21 protein-coding genes are annotated in these 20,623 nt (G+C 67.0%); 8 read left to right on the top strand and 13 right to left on the bottom strand.

The genetic code is table 11. The features are described from left to right. Positions 1 to 405: a DUF983 domain-containing protein gene (locus CE453_RS26685; protein WP_089177351.1), complete on the top strand. Its 405-nt coding sequence runs from the start codon at positions 1 to 3 to the stop codon at positions 403 to 405. A gap of 18 nt (positions 406 to 423) precedes the next feature. Here CE453_RS26685 and CE453_RS26680 read toward each other — a convergent pair whose 3' ends face one another. Continuing rightward, positions 424 to 1,794, bottom strand: a complete 1,371-nt coding sequence (locus CE453_RS26680) for an aminotransferase-like domain-containing protein (protein WP_089177350.1) — start codon at positions 1,792 to 1,794, stop codon at positions 424 to 426. Between the two features lie 113 nt (positions 1,795 to 1,907). Between CE453_RS26680 and CE453_RS26675 the strand changes: the two genes are divergently transcribed. Further along, positions 1,908 to 2,288: a nuclear transport factor 2 family protein gene (locus CE453_RS26675; RefSeq protein WP_089177349.1), complete on the top strand. Its 381-nt coding sequence runs from the start codon at positions 1,908 to 1,910 to the stop codon at positions 2,286 to 2,288. Between the two features lie 16 nt (positions 2,289 to 2,304). Here CE453_RS26675 and CE453_RS26670 read toward each other — a convergent pair whose 3' ends face one another. From CE453_RS26670 to CE453_RS26645, 6 genes are all read right to left on the bottom strand, one after another. Next, positions 2,305 to 3,036 (bottom strand): amino acid ABC transporter ATP-binding protein, encoded by a 732-nt coding sequence (locus CE453_RS26670; protein ID WP_089177348.1) that lies wholly within the window; start codon positions 3,034 to 3,036, stop codon positions 2,305 to 2,307. Beyond that, on the bottom strand, positions 3,017 to 3,670 hold the full coding sequence (locus CE453_RS26665; protein WP_089177347.1) for an amino acid ABC transporter permease: 654 nt from the start codon (positions 3,668 to 3,670) through the stop codon (positions 3,017 to 3,019). The genes CE453_RS26670 and CE453_RS26665 overlap by 20 nt, the downstream gene beginning before the upstream one ends. Next, positions 3,670 to 4,371, bottom strand: coding sequence for an amino acid ABC transporter permease (locus CE453_RS26660; RefSeq protein ID WP_089177346.1), 702 nt, complete (start codon positions 4,369 to 4,371; stop codon positions 3,670 to 3,672). Before CE453_RS26660 ends, CE453_RS26665 begins: the two co-directional genes overlap by 1 nt. Before the next feature lie 80 nt (positions 4,372 to 4,451). Beyond that, entirely contained in the window at positions 4,452 to 5,255 is an 804-nt protein-coding gene (locus CE453_RS26655) for a transporter substrate-binding domain-containing protein (RefSeq protein ID WP_198302220.1), read from the bottom strand. Positions 5,256 to 5,326: 71 nt separating this feature from the next. After that, positions 5,327 to 6,304 carry a 2-hydroxyacid dehydrogenase gene (locus CE453_RS26650; protein ID WP_089177344.1) on the bottom strand — a complete coding sequence of 326 codons (978 nt, stop codon included), beginning with the start codon at positions 6,302 to 6,304 and terminating at the stop codon, positions 5,327 to 5,329. A 20-nt stretch (positions 6,305 to 6,324) separates the two neighbouring features. After that, positions 6,325 to 7,086, bottom strand: coding sequence for a GntR family transcriptional regulator (locus CE453_RS26645; RefSeq protein WP_089177343.1), 762 nt, complete (start codon positions 7,084 to 7,086; stop codon positions 6,325 to 6,327). A gap of 188 nt (positions 7,087 to 7,274) precedes the next feature. On the opposite strand from CE453_RS26645, the gene CE453_RS26640 reads away from it, so the two are divergent. From CE453_RS26640 to CE453_RS26630, 3 genes are read left to right on the top strand one after another with little or no spacing between them, the layout of a single operon-like run. Then, positions 7,275 to 8,474 (top strand): mandelate racemase/muconate lactonizing enzyme family protein, encoded by a 1,200-nt coding sequence (locus CE453_RS26640; protein WP_089177342.1) that lies wholly within the window; start codon positions 7,275 to 7,277, stop codon positions 8,472 to 8,474. An 8-nt stretch (positions 8,475 to 8,482) separates the two neighbouring features. Beyond that, positions 8,483 to 9,250, top strand: coding sequence for an SDR family oxidoreductase (locus tag CE453_RS26635; protein WP_089177341.1), 768 nt, complete (start codon positions 8,483 to 8,485; stop codon positions 9,248 to 9,250). A 54-nt stretch (positions 9,251 to 9,304) separates the two neighbouring features. Further along, complete coding sequence (locus tag CE453_RS26630) at positions 9,305 to 9,793, top strand: Lrp/AsnC family transcriptional regulator (protein ID WP_089177340.1); 489 nt, start codon at positions 9,305 to 9,307, stop codon at positions 9,791 to 9,793. 132 nt (positions 9,794 to 9,925) lie between these two features. On the opposite strand, the gene mgrA is transcribed toward CE453_RS26630, so the two are convergent. From mgrA to CE453_RS26615, 3 genes are all read right to left on the bottom strand, one after another. Beyond that, positions 9,926 to 10,948 (bottom strand): L-glyceraldehyde 3-phosphate reductase, encoded by a 1,023-nt coding sequence (gene mgrA, locus CE453_RS26625; protein ID WP_089177339.1) that lies wholly within the window; start codon positions 10,946 to 10,948, stop codon positions 9,926 to 9,928. A 93-nt stretch (positions 10,949 to 11,041) separates the two neighbouring features. Beyond that, the gene (locus CE453_RS26620) at positions 11,042 to 12,472 is read right to left on the bottom strand and encodes an aldehyde dehydrogenase family protein (protein WP_089178160.1); all 1,431 of its coding nucleotides are present in this window, start codon (positions 12,470 to 12,472) and stop codon (positions 11,042 to 11,044) included. A 255-nt stretch (positions 12,473 to 12,727) separates the two neighbouring features. Further along, positions 12,728 to 13,165, bottom strand: coding sequence for an Lrp/AsnC family transcriptional regulator (locus CE453_RS26615; protein WP_089178159.1), 438 nt, complete (start codon positions 13,163 to 13,165; stop codon positions 12,728 to 12,730). A gap of 128 nt (positions 13,166 to 13,293) precedes the next feature. Between CE453_RS26615 and CE453_RS26610 the strand changes: the two genes are divergently transcribed. Continuing rightward, on the top strand, positions 13,294 to 14,352 hold the full coding sequence (locus CE453_RS26610) for an ornithine cyclodeaminase (RefSeq protein WP_089177338.1): 1,059 nt from the start codon (positions 13,294 to 13,296) through the stop codon (positions 14,350 to 14,352). A 2-nt stretch (positions 14,353 to 14,354) separates the two neighbouring features. On the opposite strand, the gene CE453_RS26605 is transcribed toward CE453_RS26610, so the two are convergent. Beyond that, positions 14,355 to 15,584 (bottom strand): GTP-binding protein, encoded by a 1,230-nt coding sequence (locus tag CE453_RS26605; RefSeq protein WP_089177337.1) that lies wholly within the window; start codon positions 15,582 to 15,584, stop codon positions 14,355 to 14,357. Between the two features lie 103 nt (positions 15,585 to 15,687). Further along, positions 15,688 to 16,572, bottom strand: a complete 885-nt coding sequence (locus CE453_RS26600; protein WP_089177336.1) for a LysR substrate-binding domain-containing protein — start codon at positions 16,570 to 16,572, stop codon at positions 15,688 to 15,690. A gap of 186 nt (positions 16,573 to 16,758) precedes the next feature. On the opposite strand from CE453_RS26600, the gene ggt reads away from it, so the two are divergent. Continuing rightward, on the top strand, positions 16,759 to 18,354 hold the full coding sequence (gene ggt, locus CE453_RS26595) for a gamma-glutamyltransferase (RefSeq protein WP_089178158.1): 1,596 nt from the start codon (positions 16,759 to 16,761) through the stop codon (positions 18,352 to 18,354). Positions 18,355 to 18,443: 89 nt separating this feature from the next. Then, entirely contained in the window at positions 18,444 to 19,457 is a 1,014-nt protein-coding gene (locus CE453_RS26590; protein ID WP_089177335.1) for a Gfo/Idh/MocA family oxidoreductase, read from the top strand. Here the strand turns inward: CE453_RS26590 and CE453_RS26585 are convergent, their stop codons facing one another. Next, the gene (locus CE453_RS26585) at positions 19,458 to 20,603 is read right to left on the bottom strand and encodes a Gfo/Idh/MocA family protein (RefSeq protein WP_089177334.1); all 1,146 of its coding nucleotides are present in this window, start codon (positions 20,601 to 20,603) and stop codon (positions 19,458 to 19,460) included. Between the last annotated feature and the right edge of the window lie 20 nt (positions 20,604 to 20,623).

Raw genomic sequence — 20,623 nt, 5'->3', positions numbered from 1 at the left:
ATGTCTGGCGAGCAATGGCCGCCGCTTCCTCCGATTCAGACCGGCCTGCGCGGCCGCTGCCCGCGCTGCGGGCAGGGCAAGATGTTCGAGAGCTTCCTCAAGCTGAAGCCGAAATGCGAGGCCTGCGGGCTCGACTATTCCTTCGCCGATCCGGCCGACGGCCCGGCCTTCTTCGTGATGATGTTCGTCTGCATCCCGGCTGCGGCCTTCCCGCTCTGGCTCGAGCTGACCTACAACCCGCCGACCTGGGTGCATCTGGTCACGACGCTGCCCTTGATCCTGCTGACCTGCATTCCACCCTTGCAGCCCCTGAAGGGCTGGCTGGTCGCCTCGCAGTTCTTCCACAAGGCTGAGGAAGGGCGCCTCGCGCGTCCTGCCGTGCCGAAGGACAGCCCAGCCGCCTGACGACGCCGCCGGTCCGATTCAGGCCGGCGCGCCTTCCTCCGCGATGATCCCGGCAAGCAGCCGCAGCGCCTCGGCGAGGCGCGCGCGCTCCGGCACGGCGCCGAGCGCGACCCGGATCGCGTCGGGCGCGTGATTTCCGGTCGCAAAGGCATCCGAGGCCATCACGCCGAGCCCCGCCCGCCGCGCGCTCTCGATCAGCCGGTGCCTGTCCCAATAGGGCGGCAGAGGCTGCCAGAGATGCAGCGCATGGGGATGCGCCTGCATCGAGGCGGGCAGGATCGAACGCGCCAGCGCCTGCCGCTCGGCCGCCTCGCGCCGCACCCCGTCCAGCAGTTCCCCTGCCGCACCGATCCTGATCCAATGCGTGGCGAGCGCCGTCATCAGCGGCGCCGGCATCAGCGCCACGGCCCGCAGCGCCGCCGCGAACTCATCGCCCGCCATCCCCTCCGGCAGCAGGACGAAGGCGGTGCGCAGGCCGGGCGTCAGCGCCTTCGACAGCGTCGCGACATGCCAGCTCCGCTCCGGCGCCAGAGCGGCGAGGGGTGGCGGCGCATCGCCGGCGAGCCGGCTGTAGGGATCGTCCTCGATCAGGGTCAGGTCGAGCTTGCGTGCCAAGGCTGCAATCTCCTGCCGTCGCCCGATCGGGATCGTCCGGCAGGTCGGGTTGTGCAGCGTCGGCGTCAGGCAGAACAGCCGGGCACCGGTGCGGCGGGCGGCTTCCTCCAGGGCCTGTGGCAACGGGCCGTCGCCATCCTCCGCCACCGGCGTGATGGCGAGGCCACGGCGCCGTGCCGCGTCGATCTGGCCGGGATAGGCCAGCGGCTCCATCAGGACGGTGTCGCCGGGCGCGGCCAGCATCTGGAAAAGGGCCGTCAGGGCGCTCTGGGCGCCGGGCGCCAGCAGAATCCGCTGCGGCGACAAGGGGCCGAGCAGTGGCGCGAGCCAGGCTGCGCCGGCCGCCCGCTCTGCCAGCGAACCGCCGCCGGCATGGTAGTTCATCAGCTGGTCGGCGTCGCTGCGCCTCAGCAGCTCGGCGATTCCCCGCTCCATCAGCTCTCCCAGCCGCAGGCCCTTCGGTGCTGGTGGGATCGTCATGCTGAGATCGAGTGGCGGACCGGGCTCCTCCTGCCGGGTCGAGATGAAGGAGCCCCGCCCCGTCACCGCATCGAGCAGCCCGCGCTCGCGCGCTTCGCCGAAGGCGCGGGTCACGGTGGTGAGGTCGACGTCGAGGAGTTCGGCCAGCTTTCGCTGTGGCGGCAAGCGGTCGCCTGGCCGCAGACGTCCGTCCGAGACCGCCCGCTCGATCAGCCCGACGATCTGCAGGTAGCGCGGCCCGGCGGCAGGGTCGAGCTCGTCGACCCAGGGCGGCATCGTCGCGGCTCGCGCCATGGCTGATCCCTCATGCCATACATTCCGGCTATTGTATGCGTCGATAACGCAGTCGCTGCTGACAAGCCAGTGCTGAGCCCTTGCGAGAAGTGACGTCTCTCTGGAGAACAGCCATGCCTGAACGTTCGCGAGTCGAGGATTTCGTTGCGGCCGTCGTCGGAGGCGATCATGTCGCCGCGATCCGCGACTTCTACTGGGAAGACGCCTCCATGCAGGAGAACATGGCCGAGCCGCGGCGCGGCCGGGACCTGCTGATGGAGCGTGAGGCACGGACATTGGCGCGCCTCGAACGGATGCACACGCATCCGCCGCACGCCGTGCTGGTCGATGGCGACCGGGTCGTCGTGCACTGGACCTTCGACGCCATTGGCAAGGACGGCGTCACGCGCCGGCTCGACGAGCTCGCGATCCAGCGCTGGCGCGGCGACCGCATCGCGGAAGAACGCTTCTTCTACGATACGGCCACGGCCTGGCGGCCGGTCGAACCGGCCTGACGCGTTCGCCGGCCGCTCAGTGCGCGCCGGCTTTGACGAAGCCCTGCAGCTCCGGAGTCTGCGGATTGGCGAAGAGCTCCTTCGAGGGGCCCTGCTCCCAGATCTTGCCCTGGTGCATGAAGATGGTGGTGTTCGCGACATTGCGCGCGAAGTTCATCTCATGCGTTACCAGGATCATGGTCATGCCGCCCTTGGCGAGCTTTTCCATGACCAGCAGCACTTCGCCGGTCAGCTCCGGGTCGAGCGCCGAGGTCACCTCGTCGAACAGCATCACCTTGGGCTTCATCGCCAGCGAGCGGGCGATGGCGACACGCTGCTGCTGGCCGCCAGAGAGATTGTCGGGATAGCTGTCGAACTTGTCGGAGAGGCCGACCTGCGCCAGCACCTCCTTGGCGAGCGCCAGCGCCTCGGCCTGCGGCACGTTCTTGGTGATACGCGGCGAGAGCATGATGTTCTGCCCCACCGTGAGGTGCGGGAACAAATTGTAGCTCTGGAAGACGATGCCGACATCCTTGCGCAGATCGCGCAGGCGCTTCGGATCCTGGTCGACGACATGGCCGGCAACCTCGATGCGGCCGGACTGGAAGGCCTCCAGCCCGTTGATGCAGCGCAGCATGGTGGACTTGCCGGAGCCCGAGCGGCCGATGAGCGCCACGACCTGCCCGGTCTCGACCGAGAGGGAGACGCCTTTCAGCACCTCCAGCTTGCCGTAGCTCTTATGGACGTCTTCAATGAGGACGGCTGGCATTCATCACCTTTTCGAGATGGCGGCTGAGCCGGGAGAGGGGGAAGCAGATCGCGAAGTAGATCAACGCGACGAGCCCGAAGACCCGGAAGGAATCGAAGGTCGCGTTGTTGACGAGCTGGCCGGCGCGCGCGAGCTCGACAAAGCCGACGACCGAGACGATCGAGGTGTTCTTCACGAGCTGGACGAGGAAGCCGACCGTCGGCGGCAGCGAGATGCGGATCGCCTGCGGCAGGATGACGTGGCGATAGGTCTGCGCCGGCGAGTGGGCCAGCGAGGCCGAGGCCTCCCATTGCTGGAACGGCACGGATTCGATCGAACCGCGCCAGATCTCGGCGAGATAGGCGCTGACATAGATCGCGAGCGAGGCGGCCGCCGCGAGGAAGGGCGGCAGCTCGACGCCGAACAGCGACAGCCCGTAATAGCTCATGAACAGCACCATGAGCACGGGAATGGACTGGATGACGAGGATGTAGGTCGCCGCGATCCGGCGCAGCAGCTTGATCCGCGACAGGCGCATGATCGCAAAGACGCCGCCGAGCAGGCTGCCGATCAGGAAGGCGATGGCCGTCAGCAGGAGCGTCCAGCCGGCGGCGCGGAAGAGAAAGAGGGCCTCGGGCCAACCGAAGGTCGTCATCAGGCGGCCTCCGCCTTGGCGTCGAGCCGGTCGACGCTGGAGACACGCGGGAAGATCGCCCGTCCGAGCCAGTTGAGCCCGACCTTCAAGGTCAGCGCCAGCACCAGGTAGATGATGGTGACGACGATATAGGTCTCGAAGCTGCGGAAGGTGTTCTGCTCGATGATCGCCGCCGTGCCCGAGAGCTCGGGAACGGCGATGAACGAGCAGATCGAGGAGGCAAGCAGCATCAGCACGAATTGCGAGGAGAGCGCCGGCCAGACGCGGGCGAGGGCAGGCATCAGCACGACATGCTGGAAGACCTGGCGCTTGGTCATGGCCAGCGACAGGCCAGCTTCGAGCTGCGAACGGTGAATGGAGTCGACGCCGGCGCGGATGATCTCGGTGGCATAGGCGCCGAGGTTGAGCGTCATGGCGAGCAGCGCGGCTTCCGTGCCGGGCAGGCGGATGCCGATCAGCGGCAGCCCGAAGAACATCATGAAGAGCTGCACCAGGAAGGGCGTATTGCGCATCAGTTCGACATAGCAGTCGACGAGCAGCCCGACCCATTTGCCGAACAGGCTCTTGGCCGCGACGAGCAGCACGGCGAGGATGAGCCCCAGCACGATCGCGCCGAAGGAGAGCCCGAGCGTCAGCAGGACGCCGTGGATGATCCGGTCCGATTCCGCGAAGACCGGTTCGAATTGGAATTGGATGGGCATGGATCTCCTATCTGGCAGGGCGCCGGGACCGGCGGGGCAAGCCCCGCCGGCATTCGGTGGTCAGATCGGAAGGTGGATGATCAGAACGTCGGGAGCTGCGGCAGCGGACCGCCGACCCACTTCTCCGAGATCGCGTTCAGCTCGCCGTTCTGCTTGATGTAGTAGATCAGGTTGTTGAGCCACTGCTTCAGCTCGTAGGCGTCCTTGCGGACGGTCATCGAGTTCGGCTGCATGCCGAAGAAGAACTTGAGCTCGGTCTCGGTCTCGCCGCGCGCCTTGATCGCGGCGTTGGCCTGGGCGTCCGGCCCCGCGATGGCCTCGACCTGGCCGGAGAACAGCGCCTGCATCGTGGTGGCGTCGTCTTCGAAGCGCAGGATCTTGAGGTTGAGCTCCTTCTCGCGGTTGGTGAATTCGCGCTCGACGCTCGAGCCACGGTTCACGCCGACGGTGCGGTTGCGCAGGTCTTCCCAGGTTTTGATCGGGGTGTTCTTCTTGGCGTAGATGCCGGTCTGGAAGGCGCTGTAGGGGATGGTGAACATCACCGCCTTGGCGCGCTCCGGCGTCGGGGCCAGCGTCGCGACCAGGAAGTCGACCTTGCCGGCTTCCAGCGCCGGAATGCGCGACGGCGGGGTGAGCTGCACGACCTCGACGGGAACGCCGAGATACTTGCCGACCAGCGCGGTGACGTCGGCGTCATAGCCGATGGCGTTGCCCTGCGCGTCGACCGAGCCATAAGGCGGCGCGCCGATCAGCACGCCGACCTTGACCTTGCCGCGCTTGACGATGTCGCTGACCGTCTGGGCCGAGGCCTGGCTCGCCGCGAGCATGCCGGCGCCCAGCGCGAGAGCCAGGCCGGCGATCTTGATATGCTTGAGGATATTCACTGGACGTCTCCCGTTGTGCGGCATTCGCGCTGATGGATGCCCGGCTTCTTTTGGCCGGTTGGAGGCAAGGCTCAGTTTCCCCTTCGAACGACGTTCTCCAGCGGTTCGCCGGAAAAGCGTCGCTTGATGTTACCAGCAATGACCGCCTGGCGCCGCCGGATCGTTCCGTTGGTCCAGCCGGACATATGCGGGGTCATTAAAACGTTTGAAAGATCCTGGAAAGGCAGTTTCGACGGAAGTGGCGACGCATCGTCACTCTGTGGATAACGGTACCAGGTATCGATGATCGCGCCGCCGATGCGCCGGCTCTTCAGGGCGTCGTAGAGCGCCTCCTCGTCGACGGTCGGCCCGCGCCCGACATTGACGAGGACGGCGTCGGGGCGCATCGCCGCGAGCGCGGCCTGCCCGATGATGCCGGTGGTGTCTTCCGTGAGCGGCACCGAGACCACTACGACATCGACCGAGCCCAGGAATTCGGCGAGTTGGTCGAGGGTGAAGGCGCGGTCGACCAGCGGCGACGCTGCGACCGGGCTGCGGTTGGCGACATGCACCTGCATCTCGAAGGCCTTGGCGCGGGCGGCGATCGCCTTGCCGATATGGCCGAAGCCGAGAAGGCCGATGGTGCGGCCGGCGATCTCGTCATGGACCCGTTCCGGCGCGCCGGCCCAATAGGCCCAATCGCCCTCCCGCAGCCGCCGGTCGGCATCGGCGAGCGGGATCGCGCGGGAAAGCAGCGCGCTCATCACATATTCCGCGATCGCCTGCTCATGGCCGAAGCAGTTGCACACGGCCGCCGAAGCCGGCAGCAGGTCGAGCTTGACGGCATCGTAGCCCGCGCCCGGCACGTGGAAGAGCCTGAGGTCCGCGGGGAGCGGCAGGCTCGCATCGAACTTGACCCCGACGATCGCCTGGGCCTGGGCATAGGCCGCGTTTTCCGCCTCGGTTTCCAGCACGTCGGGCAGGAGCTGGATATCGGCCGGCTGGCCGAGCAGCTCGGCGAAGCCGTGGCTGAAGGTGGCGGCGTTCTCGCCATGGAAGATGATGCGCATGATCTTGGGTATCCGGCGGTTCAGCGGGGCAGCAGTGGCTCGACGCTGCAGTCGAGCAGGGATGGGTCGATGTTCTCCTCCATCTCGTCGAACATCCTCTCGACGAAGGTGATGAGCCCGTCGGAGGCCGCGACGGCGCGCTCGGCGTGCGAGCTGGCGATGCCGTTCAGTAGGGCGAGATGGTGGTCTATGGTTTCGTCGGGGCTCTGCAGGCCGGATATGTGGCTGTGATAGAGGGAGCCGATACGCCGGAAGATGGTGTGCAGCGGCCGCAGCGTGTGCTCGAGGAAGGGCTCGCCGGCCGCCGAGAGGATCATCTGGTCGATGCGGCGGTCGAGCGTGTTGAATTCGGCCAGCGTCAGCTCCTCGCGGCGGTCGCGCAGCAGCCGGGCCATATGCAGCATCTGGTTGCGATGCATCGGGCCGGCGCGCTCGGCGGCGAGCCGCGCGACGAAACGTTCCAGGTCACGGCGCAGCTTGAGCAGCACCCGCTCGCGCGCCAGGTCGATCGGCGCGATCTGGAGTCCGTGCCGGGGGCGGATGACGATCAGGGTGTCAGCGGCGAGCCGGTTGACGGCATGGTGGATGGGCGTGCGGCCGAAGCCGGTCAGATCCTGCAGGTCCTGCATCGTCAGCAGGCGGCCGGGCTTGAGCGCGCAGTCGATCAGCATCGCCTCGATGCGCTCATAGGCCAGTTCGAAGAAGTTCAGCCGGTTGCGGCGCGGCGGCGGTTCGAGCGTCTCGATCTCGACGAGCTTCGGCTTTCCCTTGCGTCCTGCCATGGCCTCCTCCGCAGCGCGCTCTTGCCGGCCCGCTCTGTCCGGCGACAATAAACATGTTGTGATATTTTACAAGCTCTCTTATGGTCCGGGCGATCCCGGCGTCATCCTAGTGCGGCCCGGGCGCGGGCAACAAGGATGGGCGTGGCGCGACGAAAGTCTGAAAGCCGGCCCTCGCCAGGGAGGCGGCTTTGAAGATCACGGCGATCGAGACGTTGCGGACCGAGGAATTCGCCAACGTCCTGTGGGTGCGGGTGCATACCGATGCAGGGCTGATCGGCCTCGGCGAGACCTTCTACGGTGCGGCCTCGGTGGAAGCGCATCTCCACGACACGCTCGCCATGCGCCTCCTCGGCAAGAACCCGCTGCATATCGAGGCGCTGCACAAGGAGATGACCAATCTGCCGATGGCCCAGTCCTCGACGGGGGCGGAGTCACGCGCGACCTCGGCGGTCGACATCGCGCTCTGGGATCTGTTCGGCAAGGTCTGCGGCCAGCCGGTGCACCAGATGCTCGGCGGCCTGTGCCGCGACAAGCAGCGCATCTATAACACCTGCGCCGGCTATGGATATGTGCGCTCGCACAACATCAAGCCCGTCTCGACCTGGAACCTCGGCCTGTCCGAGGGACCCTACGAGGATCTGAACGGCTTCATGAACCACGCCGATCAGGTGGCCGAGAGCCTGTTGGAGCAGGGCATCACCGCCATGAAGATCTGGCCCTTCGATCCGCCCGCGATCGAGAACCAGGGCTTGTTCATCACCCCCGAGCAGATGCGGAAGGCGGTCGAGCCCTTCGAGAAGATCCGCAAGGCGGTCGGCGACGGGATGGAGATCATGGTCGAGTTCCATTCGCTCTGGAACCTGCCGACCGCGATCAAGATCGCCCGCGAACTCGAAGCCTACAAGCCGAGCTGGTACGAGGACCCGATCCGCATGAACTCGCCGCAGGCGCTGGCCGAGTTCGCCCGCTCGACGACGGTCTCGGTGACGGCGAGCGAGACGTTGGGCTCGCGCTTCCCCTACAAGGACATGCTCGACCGCGACGCCATGCATGTGGTGATGGCCGATCTGTGCTGGACGGGCGGCTTGACCGAGGGCCGCAAGATCGCGGCGATGGCCGAGACCTATCATCGCCCCTTCGCCCCGCATGACTGCATCGGCCCGGTCGGCTTCGTCGCGGCGATCCACGCCTCCTTCAGCCAGCCCAACACGCTGATCCAGGAATCGGTGCGCGCCTTCTACACGGGGTGGTACAAGGAACTCGTCACCGAGATGCCGCGGATCGAGGGCGGCTATGTCTATCCGATGGAGGCGCCGGGCCTCGGCCTCGATCTGCTGCCGGCGGTGTTCGAGCGCTCGGACCTGACGGTCCGCCGCTCCAGCCTGTGAGAGCGCCCATGACCAATCCCCTCTTCGACCTCACCGGCCGCACGGCACTTGTCACCGGCTCCTCGCGCGGGCTCGGCCGCGCCATGGCGGAAGGGTTGGCGGCCGCCGGCGCGCGCATCCTCGTCAACGGCACCGATGCCGGACGCGTCGCGATTGCGGTGAAGGAAATGCGCCAGGCCGGCTACGAAGCCGACGCCGCGCCTTTCGACGTCACCTCCGAGGAAGCCGTCGCGAAAGCCTTCGCTGGCTTCGATGCGGCGGGCATCGATGTCGACATCCTCGTCAACAATGCCGGCATCCAGTTCCGCAAGCCGATGGTCGACCTCGCCACGGCCGACTGGCAGCGGGTAATCGACACCAACCTGACCTCGGCCTTCGTCATCGGCCGCGAGGCGGCCAGGCGCATGATCGCGCGCGGCAACGGCAAGATCATCAATATCGGCTCGCTGACCAGCGCGCTCGCACGTGCGACGGTCGCGCCCTATACGGTCGCCAAGGGCGGCATCAAGATGCTGACCCAGGCGATGGCGGCCGAATGGGCCGAGCACGGCATCCAGGCCAACGCCATCGGCCCCGGCTACATGCTGACCGACATGAATCAGGCGCTGATCGAGAACCCGACCTTCGACGCCTGGGTCAAGGGGCGCACGCCGTCGAAGCGCTGGGGCAAGCCGCAGGAGCTGATCGGCGCCGCCGTCTTCCTCGCCGCGCCGGCCTCCGACTACGTCAACGGCCAGATCATCTATGTCGATGGCGGGATGCTCGCGGTCCTGTAAAAGAGCCGGGCCGACGCATCGGCCCGTGAAGCCGATGCGCGCTGGAGGAGACGAATGGCCCGCCCGCGCCTCGACGCGCTCGACCGCAAGATCATCGCGGAATTGCAGAGCAATTCGCGCCTTTCGGTGCAGGAGCTGGCCGAGCGCGTGGGCTTGTCCGCCTCGCCCTGCGCGCGGCGCATCCGCATCCTGGAGGAAGCCGGCGTCATCCAGGGTTATGCCGCGATCATCGACCAGACCAAGGTCGGGCTGCCGATCAGCGTCTTCGTCTCGATCAAGCTGGAGCGCCAGCGCGAGGACGAACTCGACCGTTTCTCGCAGGCCGTGGCGCGCTGGCCCGAGGTGGTCGATTGCTACCTGATGACCGGCCAGCGCGACTATCTGCTGCGCATCGTCGTGCGCGATCTGCCGGCCTATGAGCGCTTCCTCAAGGACAAGCTCACCCGCCTCGACGGCGTCGCCTCGATCGAATCGAGCTTCGCGCTGGGCCAGGTCAAGCGCTCCAGCGCCCTGCCGATCGCGGCGTCGCCGGAGGAGGATTAGGCAGTTAACCGCGCGTCATCCCGGACAAGCGGCGAAGCCGCGCCGATCCGGGATCCATGCCGGGATGGTTCAGGAATGGATCGCGGGTCTCCCTTCGGTCGCCCGGGATGACCCGTGGAGAGAGACGGCGTCTTACCGCTCCGCCGAAGCCGCCCAGATGTTGATGCCGCCGTCGACGGCATGCTTGTCGATGGCCGCCAGTTCCTCGGGCGTGAACTCCGTGTTCTTCAGCGCCGCGACGCAATCGGTGACCTGCTCCGGCCGGCTCGCGCCGATCAGGGCGGACGTCACGCGCCCGCCGCGCAGCACCCAGGCGATCGCCATCTGGGCGAGGCTCTGGCCGCGCGCCCTGGCGATCTCGTTCAGCGCCGCGATGTGCTTGATGTTGTCGTCGCTGAGGAAGCCCTCGCGGAAGGAAGGCGCCTTCTTGTCGGCGCGGCTGCCGGCCGGGACGCCCTTCAGGTACTTGTCCGTCAGCATGCCCTGCGCCAGCGGCGAGAACACGATCGAGCCGATGCCCTCGGCATCGAGTGTGTCGAGCAGCTTGTCCTCCTCGATCCAGCGGTTGAGCATCGAATAGCTCGGCTGGTGGATCAGGCAGGGCGTGCCGAGCCGGCGCAGGATCGCGACGGCCTCCTGCGTACGCTTCGAATTGTAGGAGGAGAGGCCGACATAGAGGGCTTTGCCCTGGCGGACGATGGCGTCGAGCGCGCCCATCGTTTCCTCCAGCGGCGTGTTCGGGTCGAAGCGATGCGAATAGAAGATGTCGACATAGTCGAGCTTCATCCGCTTCAGGCTCTGGTCGAGGCTGGAGACCAGGTATTTGCGGCTGCCCCATTCGCCATAGGGGCCGGGCCACATCCGGTAGCCGGCCTTGGTCGAGATCACGAGCTCGTCGCGAAGCCCATCGAAATCCTGCTTCAGGATCTCACCGAAGGCGGTCTCGGCCGAGCCGGGCGGCGGCCCGTAATTATTGGCGAGATCGAAATGGGTGATGCCGAGATCGAAGGCGGTGCGGCAGATATCACGCATGTTGGAGCGCGAGCCGGTTTCGCCGAAATTCTGCCAGAGGCCGAGCGAGAGCGCCGGGAGCTGCAAGCCGCTGCGGCCGCAGCGGTTGTAGCGCATCGCGTCATAGCGGTTGGGATTGGCCATGGCCTTTGCCTCTCAATCGATTGAATGGGTCATAAAATGAAGGCCCGGTGGCATTTGTCCACCGGGCCTTCCCGTTATCGAGCTATCCCGGGATCAGGCGGCGGCGTAGCCGACCGTGCCCTTGATCTCGAGGAACTCCTCAAGGCCGAAATCGGCATATTCGCGGCCATTGCCGGACTGCTTGTAGCCGCCGAAGGGCGCTCCGGCATCCCAGGCCGGATAGTTGATGTAGACATTGCCCGAGCGCATCTGCGCTGCGACCTTGCGGGCGCGATCCTGCGAGCCGGACTGGACGTAGGAGGCGAGGCCGTAGGGCGTGTCGTTGGCGCGCGCGACCACTTCGTCATCGCTCTTGTAGGGCAGGATCGACAGCACGGGGCCGAAGATCTCCTCGCGGGCAATGGTCATCTCGTCGGTGACACCGCCGAAGACCGTCGGTCGGACATAGTAGCCACGGTTCAGCCCTTCCGGACGGCCTGGGCCGCCGGTGACGAGCGTCGCGCCTTCCTTGATGCCGGCCTCGATCAGGCGCTGCACCTTCTCGTACTGCGCCTCGCTGACCACTGGGCCGAGGAACACGCCCTCAGCCGAGGGAGCGCCGACCTTGAGCGGCTCGGCCACCTGCTTGGCGATGGCGAGCGCCTCCTCATGCAGCGTCTCCGGCACGAACATCCGGGTCGGCGCATTGCAGGACTGGCCGGAATTGCGCATCACACTCTCGACACCGAGCTTCACCGACTTCTTCAGGTCGGCATCGTCGAGGATGATGTTGGCCGACTTGCCGCCGAGCTCCTGGTGCACGCGCTTGACCGTGTCCGCCGCCGCCTTGGCGACAAGGATGCCGGCGCGGGTCGAGCCGGTGAAGGAGACCATGTCGACGCCCGGATGGCGCGAGATCGCCTCGCCGACCGTCGGGCCGTCGCCGTTGACGAGGTTGAACACGCCCTTCGGCACGCCGGCCTCTTCCATCGCCTCGGCGAAGATGATGGCGTTGAGCGGGGCGATCTCGGAGGGCTTCAGCACCATGGTGCAGCCGGCGGCGAGTGCGGGCGCGACCTTGCACATGATCTGGTTGAGCGGCCAGTTCCACGGCGTGATCATGCCGACGACGCCGATCGGCTCCTTGGCGATCAGGGTGGTGCCGCGCAACTCCTCGAATTCGAAGGTCTCCAGCGTCTCGATCATCTTGGCGAGATGGGCGGTGCCCATCGCGGCCTGGGCCCGGTGCGCCAGTTCCTTCGGCGCGCCCATCTCGCGCGACAGGATGTTGGCGATGTCGTCGTAGCGTTTCTTGTAGGCCTCGGCGAGGCGGCGCATCAGGGCGAGGCGCTCGGCCTTGGAGGTGGCGGCGAAGGCGGGGAAGGCGGCGCGGGCCGCGGCGACGGCCTTGTCGACATCGGCCTGCTCGCCGAGCGCGATGGTGGCGAAGACCTCCTCGTTCGACGGATCGACCACGCCGAGCGTGCGGCTGCCGGACGGCTTCACCCACTGGCCGTCGATGTAGAATTCGAGCTCATGCGCCATGGTCTGGTCTCCTGCCTTGTCTTGGCCTGAGGCGCGGATCAGCGGCCGGGAAGCGGCCGGCGATCCATGCCCCGAGCGGGAACTGTCGGTGTCGGACGCGAACGGGCGGCCTCGCGCGATCATGCATCGCTGGCCGCCATCGACGCTGTATCTGACGGGGCATAACGTTAGGGGGGCGGCGAGCGCCTGTCACCACGCCGGGAGGCGCGTTTGCGGATGGCCGCCATGCAGCCGCGCTCCTTGCGGCCAGAATGGCTAGAGCCGTGCCTTGACGCTGCGTGGCGTCGCCAGCAGCAGGCTGGTCTCGCTGTTGGTGACGCCGGGGATCAGGCGGATGCGCCTGAGCACCTGGTCGAAGGCGATCAGGTCGGAGGTGCCGAGCTCCACCACAAGGTCCCAGTTGCCGTTAGTGGTGTGGATGCTGGAGACCTCACTGAAACCGGAAAGTGCCGCGATCACCGAATCCGCCGCCTGACCGGCGATCTCGATCATGGTGATGCCGCGCACCGGCAGGTCGATGGCGTCCGAGCGCAGGATCACGGTGAAGCCGATGATCTCGCCGGACTGCTCCAGCTTTTCCAGCCGCGCACGGACGGTCGCCCGCGTCAGGCCGAGATCGGCGGCGAGGTCCGAGATGCTGCGGCGCCCGTCATGGCGCAGCAGCGTGATGAGTTTGCGGTCGAGATCGTCCATCGACCGAAATGGATAGATCGCTTTGTCGTTTCGATCAATCTTGGCGCCGTTCTGGTCGATCTGGCTTCTATCGTCTGCCGCGGAAAATAAGGACAATGGGTTCGTCGTCAAAAACAGCGCGGGGACCCATGATTCAGCAGCTCAACGTCGTGCCTTTCGTCAGCGTCGACCACATGATGAAGCTGGTCCATGCGATCGGTATCGAGCGGATGCTGTCCGATATCGCGGGTTACATCGAGGATGATTTCCGGCGCTGGGAGATCTTCGACAAGACGCCGCGCATCGCCTCGCACAGCCTCGAAGGCGTGATCGAGTTGATGCCGACCAGCGACGGCAAGCTCTACGGCTTCAAATATGTCAACGGCCACCCGAAGAACATGAAGGCCGGTCTCCAGACGGTCACCGCCTTCGGCCTGCTCTCGGATGTCGCGACCGGCTATCCCGTGCTGCTATCCGAGATGACCTTCCTGACCGCCTTGCGCACGGCGGCGATGTCGGCGGTGGCGGCCAAGCACCTCGCGCCGAAGAACGCCGCGACCATGGCGATCATCGGCAACGGAGCGCAGTCCGAATTCCAGGCCTTCGCCTTCCGCGCGATCCTCGGCATCGAGAATCTGCGCCTCTACGACGTCGATCCCGCCGCGACCGAGAAATGCGCCCGCAATCTCGCCCGCCATGGTTTCAAGATCACCCGCTGCACCACCGCGATGGAAGCGGTCGAGGGCGCCGAGATCGTCACCACCGTCACCGCCGACAAGCAATACGCCACGATCCTGACCGACAACATGGTCGGCGCCGGCGTCCACATCAACGCGGTCGGCGGCGACTGCCCCGGCAAGACCGAGATCCATCGTGACGTGCTGCTGCGCTCCTCGATCTTCGTCGAATATCCGCCGCAGACCCGGATCGAGGGCGATATCCAGCAATTGGACCCCGACCATCCGGTCGAGGAACTCTGGAAGGTCATCACCGGCGCGGCGCAGGGCCGCACCGACGCCCGCCAGATCACACTGTTCGACTCGGTCGGCTTCGCCATCGAGGATTTCTCGGCGCTGCGCTATGTTTACGAGCGCATCCGCGAGGCTGGCACCTATGTCGATCTCGACCTGATCGCGGACCCCGATGATCCGCGCGATCTCTTCGGCATGCTGATGCGTGCCGCACCGGGTGCCGCGGCGGCGGCCTGACTTCAGGCGGCGTCGCGCTCCCAGCGTGGGAAGGGATCTTCCAGGCCGAGCAGCGCCTGCGTCAGCCCGGTCGCCGGGCTGCCGGCCAGGCAGGCGTCGAGTGCTGCGCGGATCGCGGCCTCGTCCATCTCCGGCCCGCCGATGAACACCATCTCCTGGCGCCGGTCGCCCCATGTCGGCGACCAGTGCTTGCGCATCAGCGCCTGGAATTCCTCCGAGCCTGGCCAGCGTTCCCTAGGCACCGCCGCCCACCAGCGCCCCATGCCCTCGGTGCGGGTGATCCGCCCGGCAAGGGAATATTCGCCGACCCAATGCGGCCGAGTCGCCAGCCAGAAATGGCCCTTGGCCCGCACGACGCCGGGTAGCCGCCGGTTCATGAACTCATGCAGCTTCAGCGGGTGGAACGGCCGGCGTGCCCGGTAGACGAAGGAGCGGATGCCGTATTCCTCGGTCTCCGGCACATGGTCGCGGAAGCCATAGAGTTCCTTGTGCCAGAGCGGATGGGTCTGCGCCTTCTCCTCGCTGTAGAGCTTCGTATCGAGCAGTCGGTCCAGCGCCACGCGCCCGAAATCGGCTTCGACGATGCGGGCATCGGCATTGAGCCCGCGCACCACCTGCCGGACTTTCTCCAGATCCTCGGCTGAGACCTCGCTCGCCTTGTTGATCACCACGACATCGGCGAATTCGATCTGCTCGACGAGAAGGTCGACCAGCGTGCGCTCGTCGCCGTCGCCGGCCGTCTCGCCGCGATCGCCGAGGAAGTCGCGGCTATCATAGTCCTTCAGCAGGTTGATCGCGTCGACCACGGTGGCCATCGTGTCGAGCCGGGCGACATCGTCGAGCGAGCGGTCCTCCTCATCGCGGAAGGAGAAGGTCGCGGCGATCGGCAAGGGTTCGGCGATGCCGGTGCCCTCGATCAGCAGGTAGTCGAACTTTTTCTCCTCGGCGAGGCGGCGCACTTCGCTGAGCAGGTCGTCGCGCAGGGTGCAGCAGATGCAGCCGTTGCTCATCTCGACCAGACTTTCCTCGGTCTTGGAGAGGTTGGCGCCGCCCTCGCGCACGAGATCGGCGTCGATGTTCACCTCGCTCATGTCGTTGACGATGACGGCGACGCGCCGACCTTCGCGGTTGTTGAGGATGTGGTTCAGGAGCGTGGTCTTGCCGGCACCGAGGAAGCCGGAGAGGACCGTGACCGGCAGCCGCCGGTCGACGAGGAGGGAAGACGAAGCCATCGGAGAGGTCCGGTTTGGTGAAAGATAATTTGTTACATTATAACATATCATCGATGTCAACCGGCGCGATGAGTGCGAGGCTGGGAACCCTCGCGCCGAAGGCTCAGGAAGAACCGGATCTGGCCAGTGTCAGGAAGGCCGCCGCCGCCTTGGCGAGGTAGCGCTCCTTGTGCCGCAGCGCGAGGAAGCGGCGCTTCGGCAGCGGCAGCGCTACAGTCGCGAGGCGGCCGGCGGCGATCGCATTGGCGGCGACGAGTCGCGAGATCGCGGTCGCGCCCGCACCGGCGGCAACCGCGGCGCAGATCGCCTCGTTGGACGGCAGCTCCAGCGTGACCGAAAGGTCGCTTGCCGCGAGGCCGAGGCCGGGCAGGGCGGCCTCGAACATGGCGCGCGTGCCCGAGCCCGGTTCGCGGAAGATCCAGGCGCCGCGCCTGAGTTCGCTGGGGGATGGAACGCTCTCGGCCCAGGGATGGCCGGCTGGCACGACGATGACGAGTTCGTCCTCCGCGACGGCGGTCATGGCCAGTGCCGGATCTTCGATCTCGCCCTCGATGAAGCCGAGATCGGCCGCGCCGTCGCGGATGGCGGCGCTCACCGTTTCGGTATTGTCGATGGCGAGGGAGACGGCGATGCCGGGGTGGTTGCGACGAAAACGCTGGATTAGCGGCGGCAGCCAGTAGTTCGCCACGGTCTGGCTCGCCATCAGCGTGAGCGAGCCGCGCGCCAGGCCGGAAAGGTCGGAGAGCACGGCCTCCGCCGCGGCAGCCCGTGCCAGCACCGCGCGGGCTTCGGCCAGGAAGAGCCGTCCGGCTTCGGTGAGCGCGATGCGCCGGCCGATCCGGTCGAATAATTTGGTGGCGTAGCGTGCTTCCAGCGTCGCGATCGCGGAGCTGACCGCCGATTGTGTCAGGTTGAGGGCCCGCGCGCCTTGCGTCAGGTGCTCGCGTTCAGCGACGGCGACGAAGATGCGCAGCTGTTCAAGCGTCATGCGCCCAAGCTTACGCGCCCTGCGCCATCAGCAGAAGATGCCGTGGGTCGATGTCGCGCAACCGTGCGGGCACTTTCGCCCCATGTCGGCCATGCGCGGCGCGGGATTGCCAGCGCGCGCCCGAAGCGTCAAAGCCTTGGCTGAAAGAAAGGCGCCGCAGGTGCCGAAAACGGGATGGAGCGGGAGATGAGCTGGGGTAATCGCGATTTCATGGTGCCGGGCCGTTCGGTGGCGGTCGGTGAACGCGGCATGGCCGCGACCTCCCATCCCGCGGCGACGCTGGCAGCCGTCGACATCCTGCGCGCCGGCGGCAATGCCGTGGATGCCGCCATCGCGGCGGTGGCGGTGCAGGCGGTGGTCGACCCGCACATGACCGGCATCGGCGGCGACTGCTTCGCGATCTACGCCCCTGCCGGCGGCAAGATGGTCGCCATCAACGGCTCGGGCCGCGCGCCTGCCAAGGCAGAGCTCGGCTGGTTCCTCGGGCAGGGCCTGACGGCGATCGCGCCGGATTCGCCCCATGCCGTCACGGTGCCCGGCGCCATCGACGCCTGGTGCCGGCTCGTCGCCGATCATGGCAGCAAGAGCCTGGACGAGATCTTCGCCCCGGCGATCCGCGCCGCCGAAGAGGGGTTCGTGGTGACGCCGCGTGTCGCGCTCGACTGGAACCGCTATCGCGGCCGCATCGAGAAGCACGGCCTCGGCAATGCCGTCTACCTGCCCGGCGGCAAGGCGCCGGTGACGGGCGACAAGATGGTCCATCCCGCCCTCGGCAGGACGCTGCGCCGGATCGCTCGCAAAGGCCGCGCCGCCTTCTACGAGGGCGAAGCGGCCGAGGAGATGGTCGCCGTCCTGAACAAGGCCGGCAGCCTGATGGCGGTCGAGGACTTCGCCACCGCGAAGCCGGACTATGTCGATCCGATCGGCGCCGATTACCGCGACCACCGCCTCTGGGAATGCCCGCCGAACGGCCAGGGCATCGCGGCATTGCTGATCGCGCGCATCCTGGATGGCTTCGACCTCAAGGACGGCAAGCTCAGCCAGGTCGACCGCATCCACCTTCTCGCCGAGGCGAGCAAGGCGGCCTATCGCCAGCGCGACGCGCTGGTGGCCGATCCGGCGGTCAGCCCCTTCGATACCGAAGCGTTCCTTTCGGATCAGTTCGTCGGCCGGCTGCGGGCGCAGATCAGCCTGGAGAAGGCGGCGAAACCTGAAGCCTTCGACATGCCGTTGCACAAGGACACGATCTATCTCTGCGTCGTCGACGGCGATGGCAACATGATCTCCTTCATCAACTCGATCTTCTCGGCCTTCGGCAGCGGCATCTATGCGGAGAAATCCGGCGTCATGCTGCAGAACCGCGGCTCGGGCTTCCGGCTGATCCAGGGGCATCCGAACGCCATCGCGCCGCGCAAGCGCCCCTTCCACACCATCATCCCCGGCATGCTGTCGAAGGACGGCCGCGCCATGATGCCTTTCGGCGTGATGGGCGGGCAGTACCAGTCGACCGGTCATGTCCATTTCATCTCCGGCATCCTCGACCGTGGGCTCGACCCGCAGCAGGCGAGCGACGCGTCGCGCAGCTTCGCCTATGACGGCAAGCTCTCCCTCGAGCCGACGATCCCCGAAAGCGTCGCGGCCGATCTCAAGGCGCGCGGCCATGACGTGGTCTGGGCCGAGGAGCCGCTCGGCGGCTGCCAGGCGATCTGGGTCGACCATGCGCGCGGCGTGATGTTCGGCGCATCCGACCACCGCAAGGACGGCATCGCGCTCGCCGTCTGAGGAACGCGCCTTTAACGCGCTGCCGCTATCGCTGGCGGCAGCGACGGGAGGGGTGCGTGGCGCAGGAGCGGTCATTCGGCTGGGGGATCATGGGGACCGGCGCCATCGCCGGGCTCTTTGCTGCCGATCTTGGGCTGCTTCCGCAGGCACACATTGCGGCCGTTCATTCGCGCTCGCAGGACAATGCGCAAGCCTTCGCCGCCCGCCTCAGTGCGACGGCCTATGACGACGAAGCCGCCTTTCTCGCCGATCCCGCCGTCGAGGCGGTCTATATCGCGACGCCGAACCATCTCCATGCCGCACAGGCGCTGAAGGCGATCGCCGCCGGCAAGCCGGTGCTGATCGAGAAGCCGATCGCGCTGAACAGCGGTGATGTCGAAGCCATCGCGCAGGCGGCGCGAGAGCGCGGCGTCTTTGCCATGGAGGCGCTGTGGAGCCGCTTCCTGCCGGCGGTCCGTGCGGTGCGCGAGCGGATCGCGGCCGGGCGGATCGGAGAGGTGAGGCGCATCCGGGCCGATCTCTCCTATATCCATCGAGAGGAGCCCGGCAGCCGCTTCTTCGATCCGGCTCTGGGCGGTGGCGCGGCTTTCGATCTCGGCGTCTATCCACTGTCGCTGACGCTGCATCTGCTCGGAGAGCCTCAGGCGGTCAGCGGGCGCTGGCTTGCGGCGGCGAGCGGCGTCGACCTGCGCAGCGAATTCCGGCTCGATTATCCGCAGGCCGTGGCCGAGCTCTCCTGCGGCTTCGATCGCGACGGCACCAACCGCCTCCTGATCGAGGGCACAAAAGGGGCGCTCACGCTCGAAGCGCCGTTTCTCAAGGCGCAACGCCTGAGCTTCGACGCCGATCCGGGGCGTGCCATGACGGCCTATGGGCGTGGGCTGGGTCTCGCAGCGCGCCTCCTCGATCGCATCCCGAAGCCCGGGCGCAGTACCGAGGCCTTCGCCTTTCCGGGCAATGGCCTGCAGTTCCAGGCGGAGGCTGTGATGGCGGCGGTTTGGGCGGGCGAAACGAGTTGCGGGACGATGCCGCTTTCCGAGAGCGCAGCCGTGCTGCGCATCATCGAAAGCCTGCTGGCGCAGCCGCCGGTCGCCCGCAACTGATCAGAAGCGCGAGCGCGGGCGATAGGGCTGCGGCAGGTCGCGGGCGTTGTTCAGCGCCAAGGCCAATTCCGTGATGTGCAGCGCCAGCGCGCCGGAGAAGCGCGGCAGCTCGCCGCGCGTGATGGCCGCAGCCTGATCGGCGACACCGCGCATGAAATCGATCTGCGAGGGATAATGCGGCAGGGTCTTGCTTGCGGGCTGCGCCGGATAGGGCAGGCGCCGACCTGGTGTCGGTTTCCAGGGCAAGGCGCGGCCGAGTTTCGCCTCGGCGCGGGTGAAGAGCCGTCCGAGCAGCGGCCGTGGCGCACCGGCCTCCTCGACATGGATGACGGAACGGTTGTCCCAGAGGTCGCGCACGGTGAGCGAGCCCTCCTCGGCAAAGATCTGCAGCGAGCGGTCGCGCGGCGCGGCCAACCCGCTCGTCAATCTCGCCACGACGCCTGACCGGAAATTCAGGCAGCCGACCGAGAAATCCGGCGCCATCGCGATGTGCTCCGTGCCCGGCCCCTTGTCCGGGAAGGTCACGGCCGAGAAGGCCGTCAGGCTCTCGACCGGGCCGAACAGCGTGACGAGCCAGGAGAGGGCGTAGCCGGCGTGCTCCAGCGTGCAGCCGATCTCGAATTCGTGCAGCCCCGGCCAGGGCGCGCCCGAACGCGAGCGCCAGCTTGCCCATTTGTCGCGGAAGACCGGGCCATCCTCCATCGCGGCATAGACCAGCCGCGGCGTTCCGATCCGTCCTGTGCGCAGGGTGTCCTCGACGAGGCGATGGGCGTCGCTGAGCCCGTTGGCCGGAGCCGTCGTCAGCGTCAGCCCGGCGGCCTGCGCCTGAGTAACCAAGGCCTCGGCCTGCGCCAGCTCCAGGGCGAGCGGCTTCTCGCAATAGACATGCTTGCCGGCGGCGAGCGCCCGGCTGGTGACCTCGTAATGGCTTTCCGGCGTCGTCAGGTTGACGACGATGCCGACGGCCGGATCGGCCAGCAGCGCGTCGAGCCCGGTATAGGCGGGGACGTTGTGGAAGCTGCGGAAGGCTTCGAGGCGCGCTGCGTCGCGATCCCAGACGCCGGCCAGCGACAGGGCCGGGTGGTTCGCGAGCGTCGTCATGTAGTAGTCGGCGACGAAGCCCGTGCCGACGAGCGCGATCTTCATGATCCGGTTCCGTTCCGCCG

It is taken from the genome of Bosea sp. AS-1 (genome assembly GCF_002220095.1).
GTDB lineage: Bacteria > Pseudomonadota > Alphaproteobacteria > Rhizobiales > Beijerinckiaceae > Allobosea.
The sequence above is the reverse complement of the archived record's forward strand: the minus strand, read 5'-3'. Positions and strand labels throughout refer to the sequence as shown.

Bases quoted from the DNA above. Each gene is read 5' to 3' on its own strand.
- CE453_RS26585 (WP_089177334.1), bottom strand. From the start codon at position 20,603: ATGAAGATCGCGCTCGTCGGCACGGGCTTCGTCGCCGACTACTACATG.
- CE453_RS26620 (WP_089178160.1), bottom strand. From the start codon at position 12,472: ATGGCGCATGAGCTCGAATTCTACATCGACGGCCAGTGGGTGAAGCCG.
- CE453_RS26665 (WP_089177347.1), bottom strand. From the start codon at position 3,670: ATGACGACCTTCGGTTGGCCCGAGGCCCTCTTTCTCTTCCGCGCCGCC.
- ggt (WP_089178158.1), top strand. From the start codon at position 16,759: ATGAGCTGGGGTAATCGCGATTTCATGGTGCCGGGCCGTTCGGTGGCG.
- CE453_RS26680 (WP_089177350.1), bottom strand. From the start codon at position 1,794: ATGGCGCGAGCCGCGACGATGCCGCCCTGGGTCGACGAGCTCGACCCT.
- CE453_RS26685 (WP_089177351.1), top strand. From the start codon at position 1: ATGTCTGGCGAGCAATGGCCGCCGCTTCCTCCGATTCAGACCGGCCTG.
- CE453_RS26600 (WP_089177336.1), bottom strand. From the start codon at position 16,572: ATGACGCTTGAACAGCTGCGCATCTTCGTCGCCGTCGCTGAACGCGAG.
- CE453_RS26645 (WP_089177343.1), bottom strand. From the start codon at position 7,086: ATGGCAGGACGCAAGGGAAAGCCGAAGCTCGTCGAGATCGAGACGCTC.
- CE453_RS26635 (WP_089177341.1), top strand. From the start codon at position 8,483: ATGACCAATCCCCTCTTCGACCTCACCGGCCGCACGGCACTTGTCACC.
- CE453_RS26660 (WP_089177346.1), bottom strand. From the start codon at position 4,371: ATGCCCATCCAATTCCAATTCGAACCGGTCTTCGCGGAATCGGACCGG.
- CE453_RS26615 (WP_089178159.1), bottom strand. From the start codon at position 13,165: ATGGACGATCTCGACCGCAAACTCATCACGCTGCTGCGCCATGACGGG.
- CE453_RS26590 (WP_089177335.1), top strand. From the start codon at position 18,444: ATGGGGACCGGCGCCATCGCCGGGCTCTTTGCTGCCGATCTTGGGCTG.
- mgrA (WP_089177339.1), bottom strand. From the start codon at position 10,948: ATGGCCAATCCCAACCGCTATGACGCGATGCGCTACAACCGCTGCGGC.
- CE453_RS26675 (WP_089177349.1), top strand. From the start codon at position 1,908: ATGCCTGAACGTTCGCGAGTCGAGGATTTCGTTGCGGCCGTCGTCGGA.
- CE453_RS26650 (WP_089177344.1), bottom strand. From the start codon at position 6,304: ATGCGCATCATCTTCCATGGCGAGAACGCCGCCACCTTCAGCCACGGC.
- CE453_RS26605 (WP_089177337.1), bottom strand. From the start codon at position 15,584: ATGGCTTCGTCTTCCCTCCTCGTCGACCGGCGGCTGCCGGTCACGGTC.
- CE453_RS26670 (WP_089177348.1), bottom strand. From the start codon at position 3,036: ATGCCAGCCGTCCTCATTGAAGACGTCCATAAGAGCTACGGCAAGCTG.
- CE453_RS26610 (WP_089177338.1), top strand. From the start codon at position 13,294: ATGATTCAGCAGCTCAACGTCGTGCCTTTCGTCAGCGTCGACCACATG.
- CE453_RS26630 (WP_089177340.1), top strand. From the start codon at position 9,305: ATGGCCCGCCCGCGCCTCGACGCGCTCGACCGCAAGATCATCGCGGAA.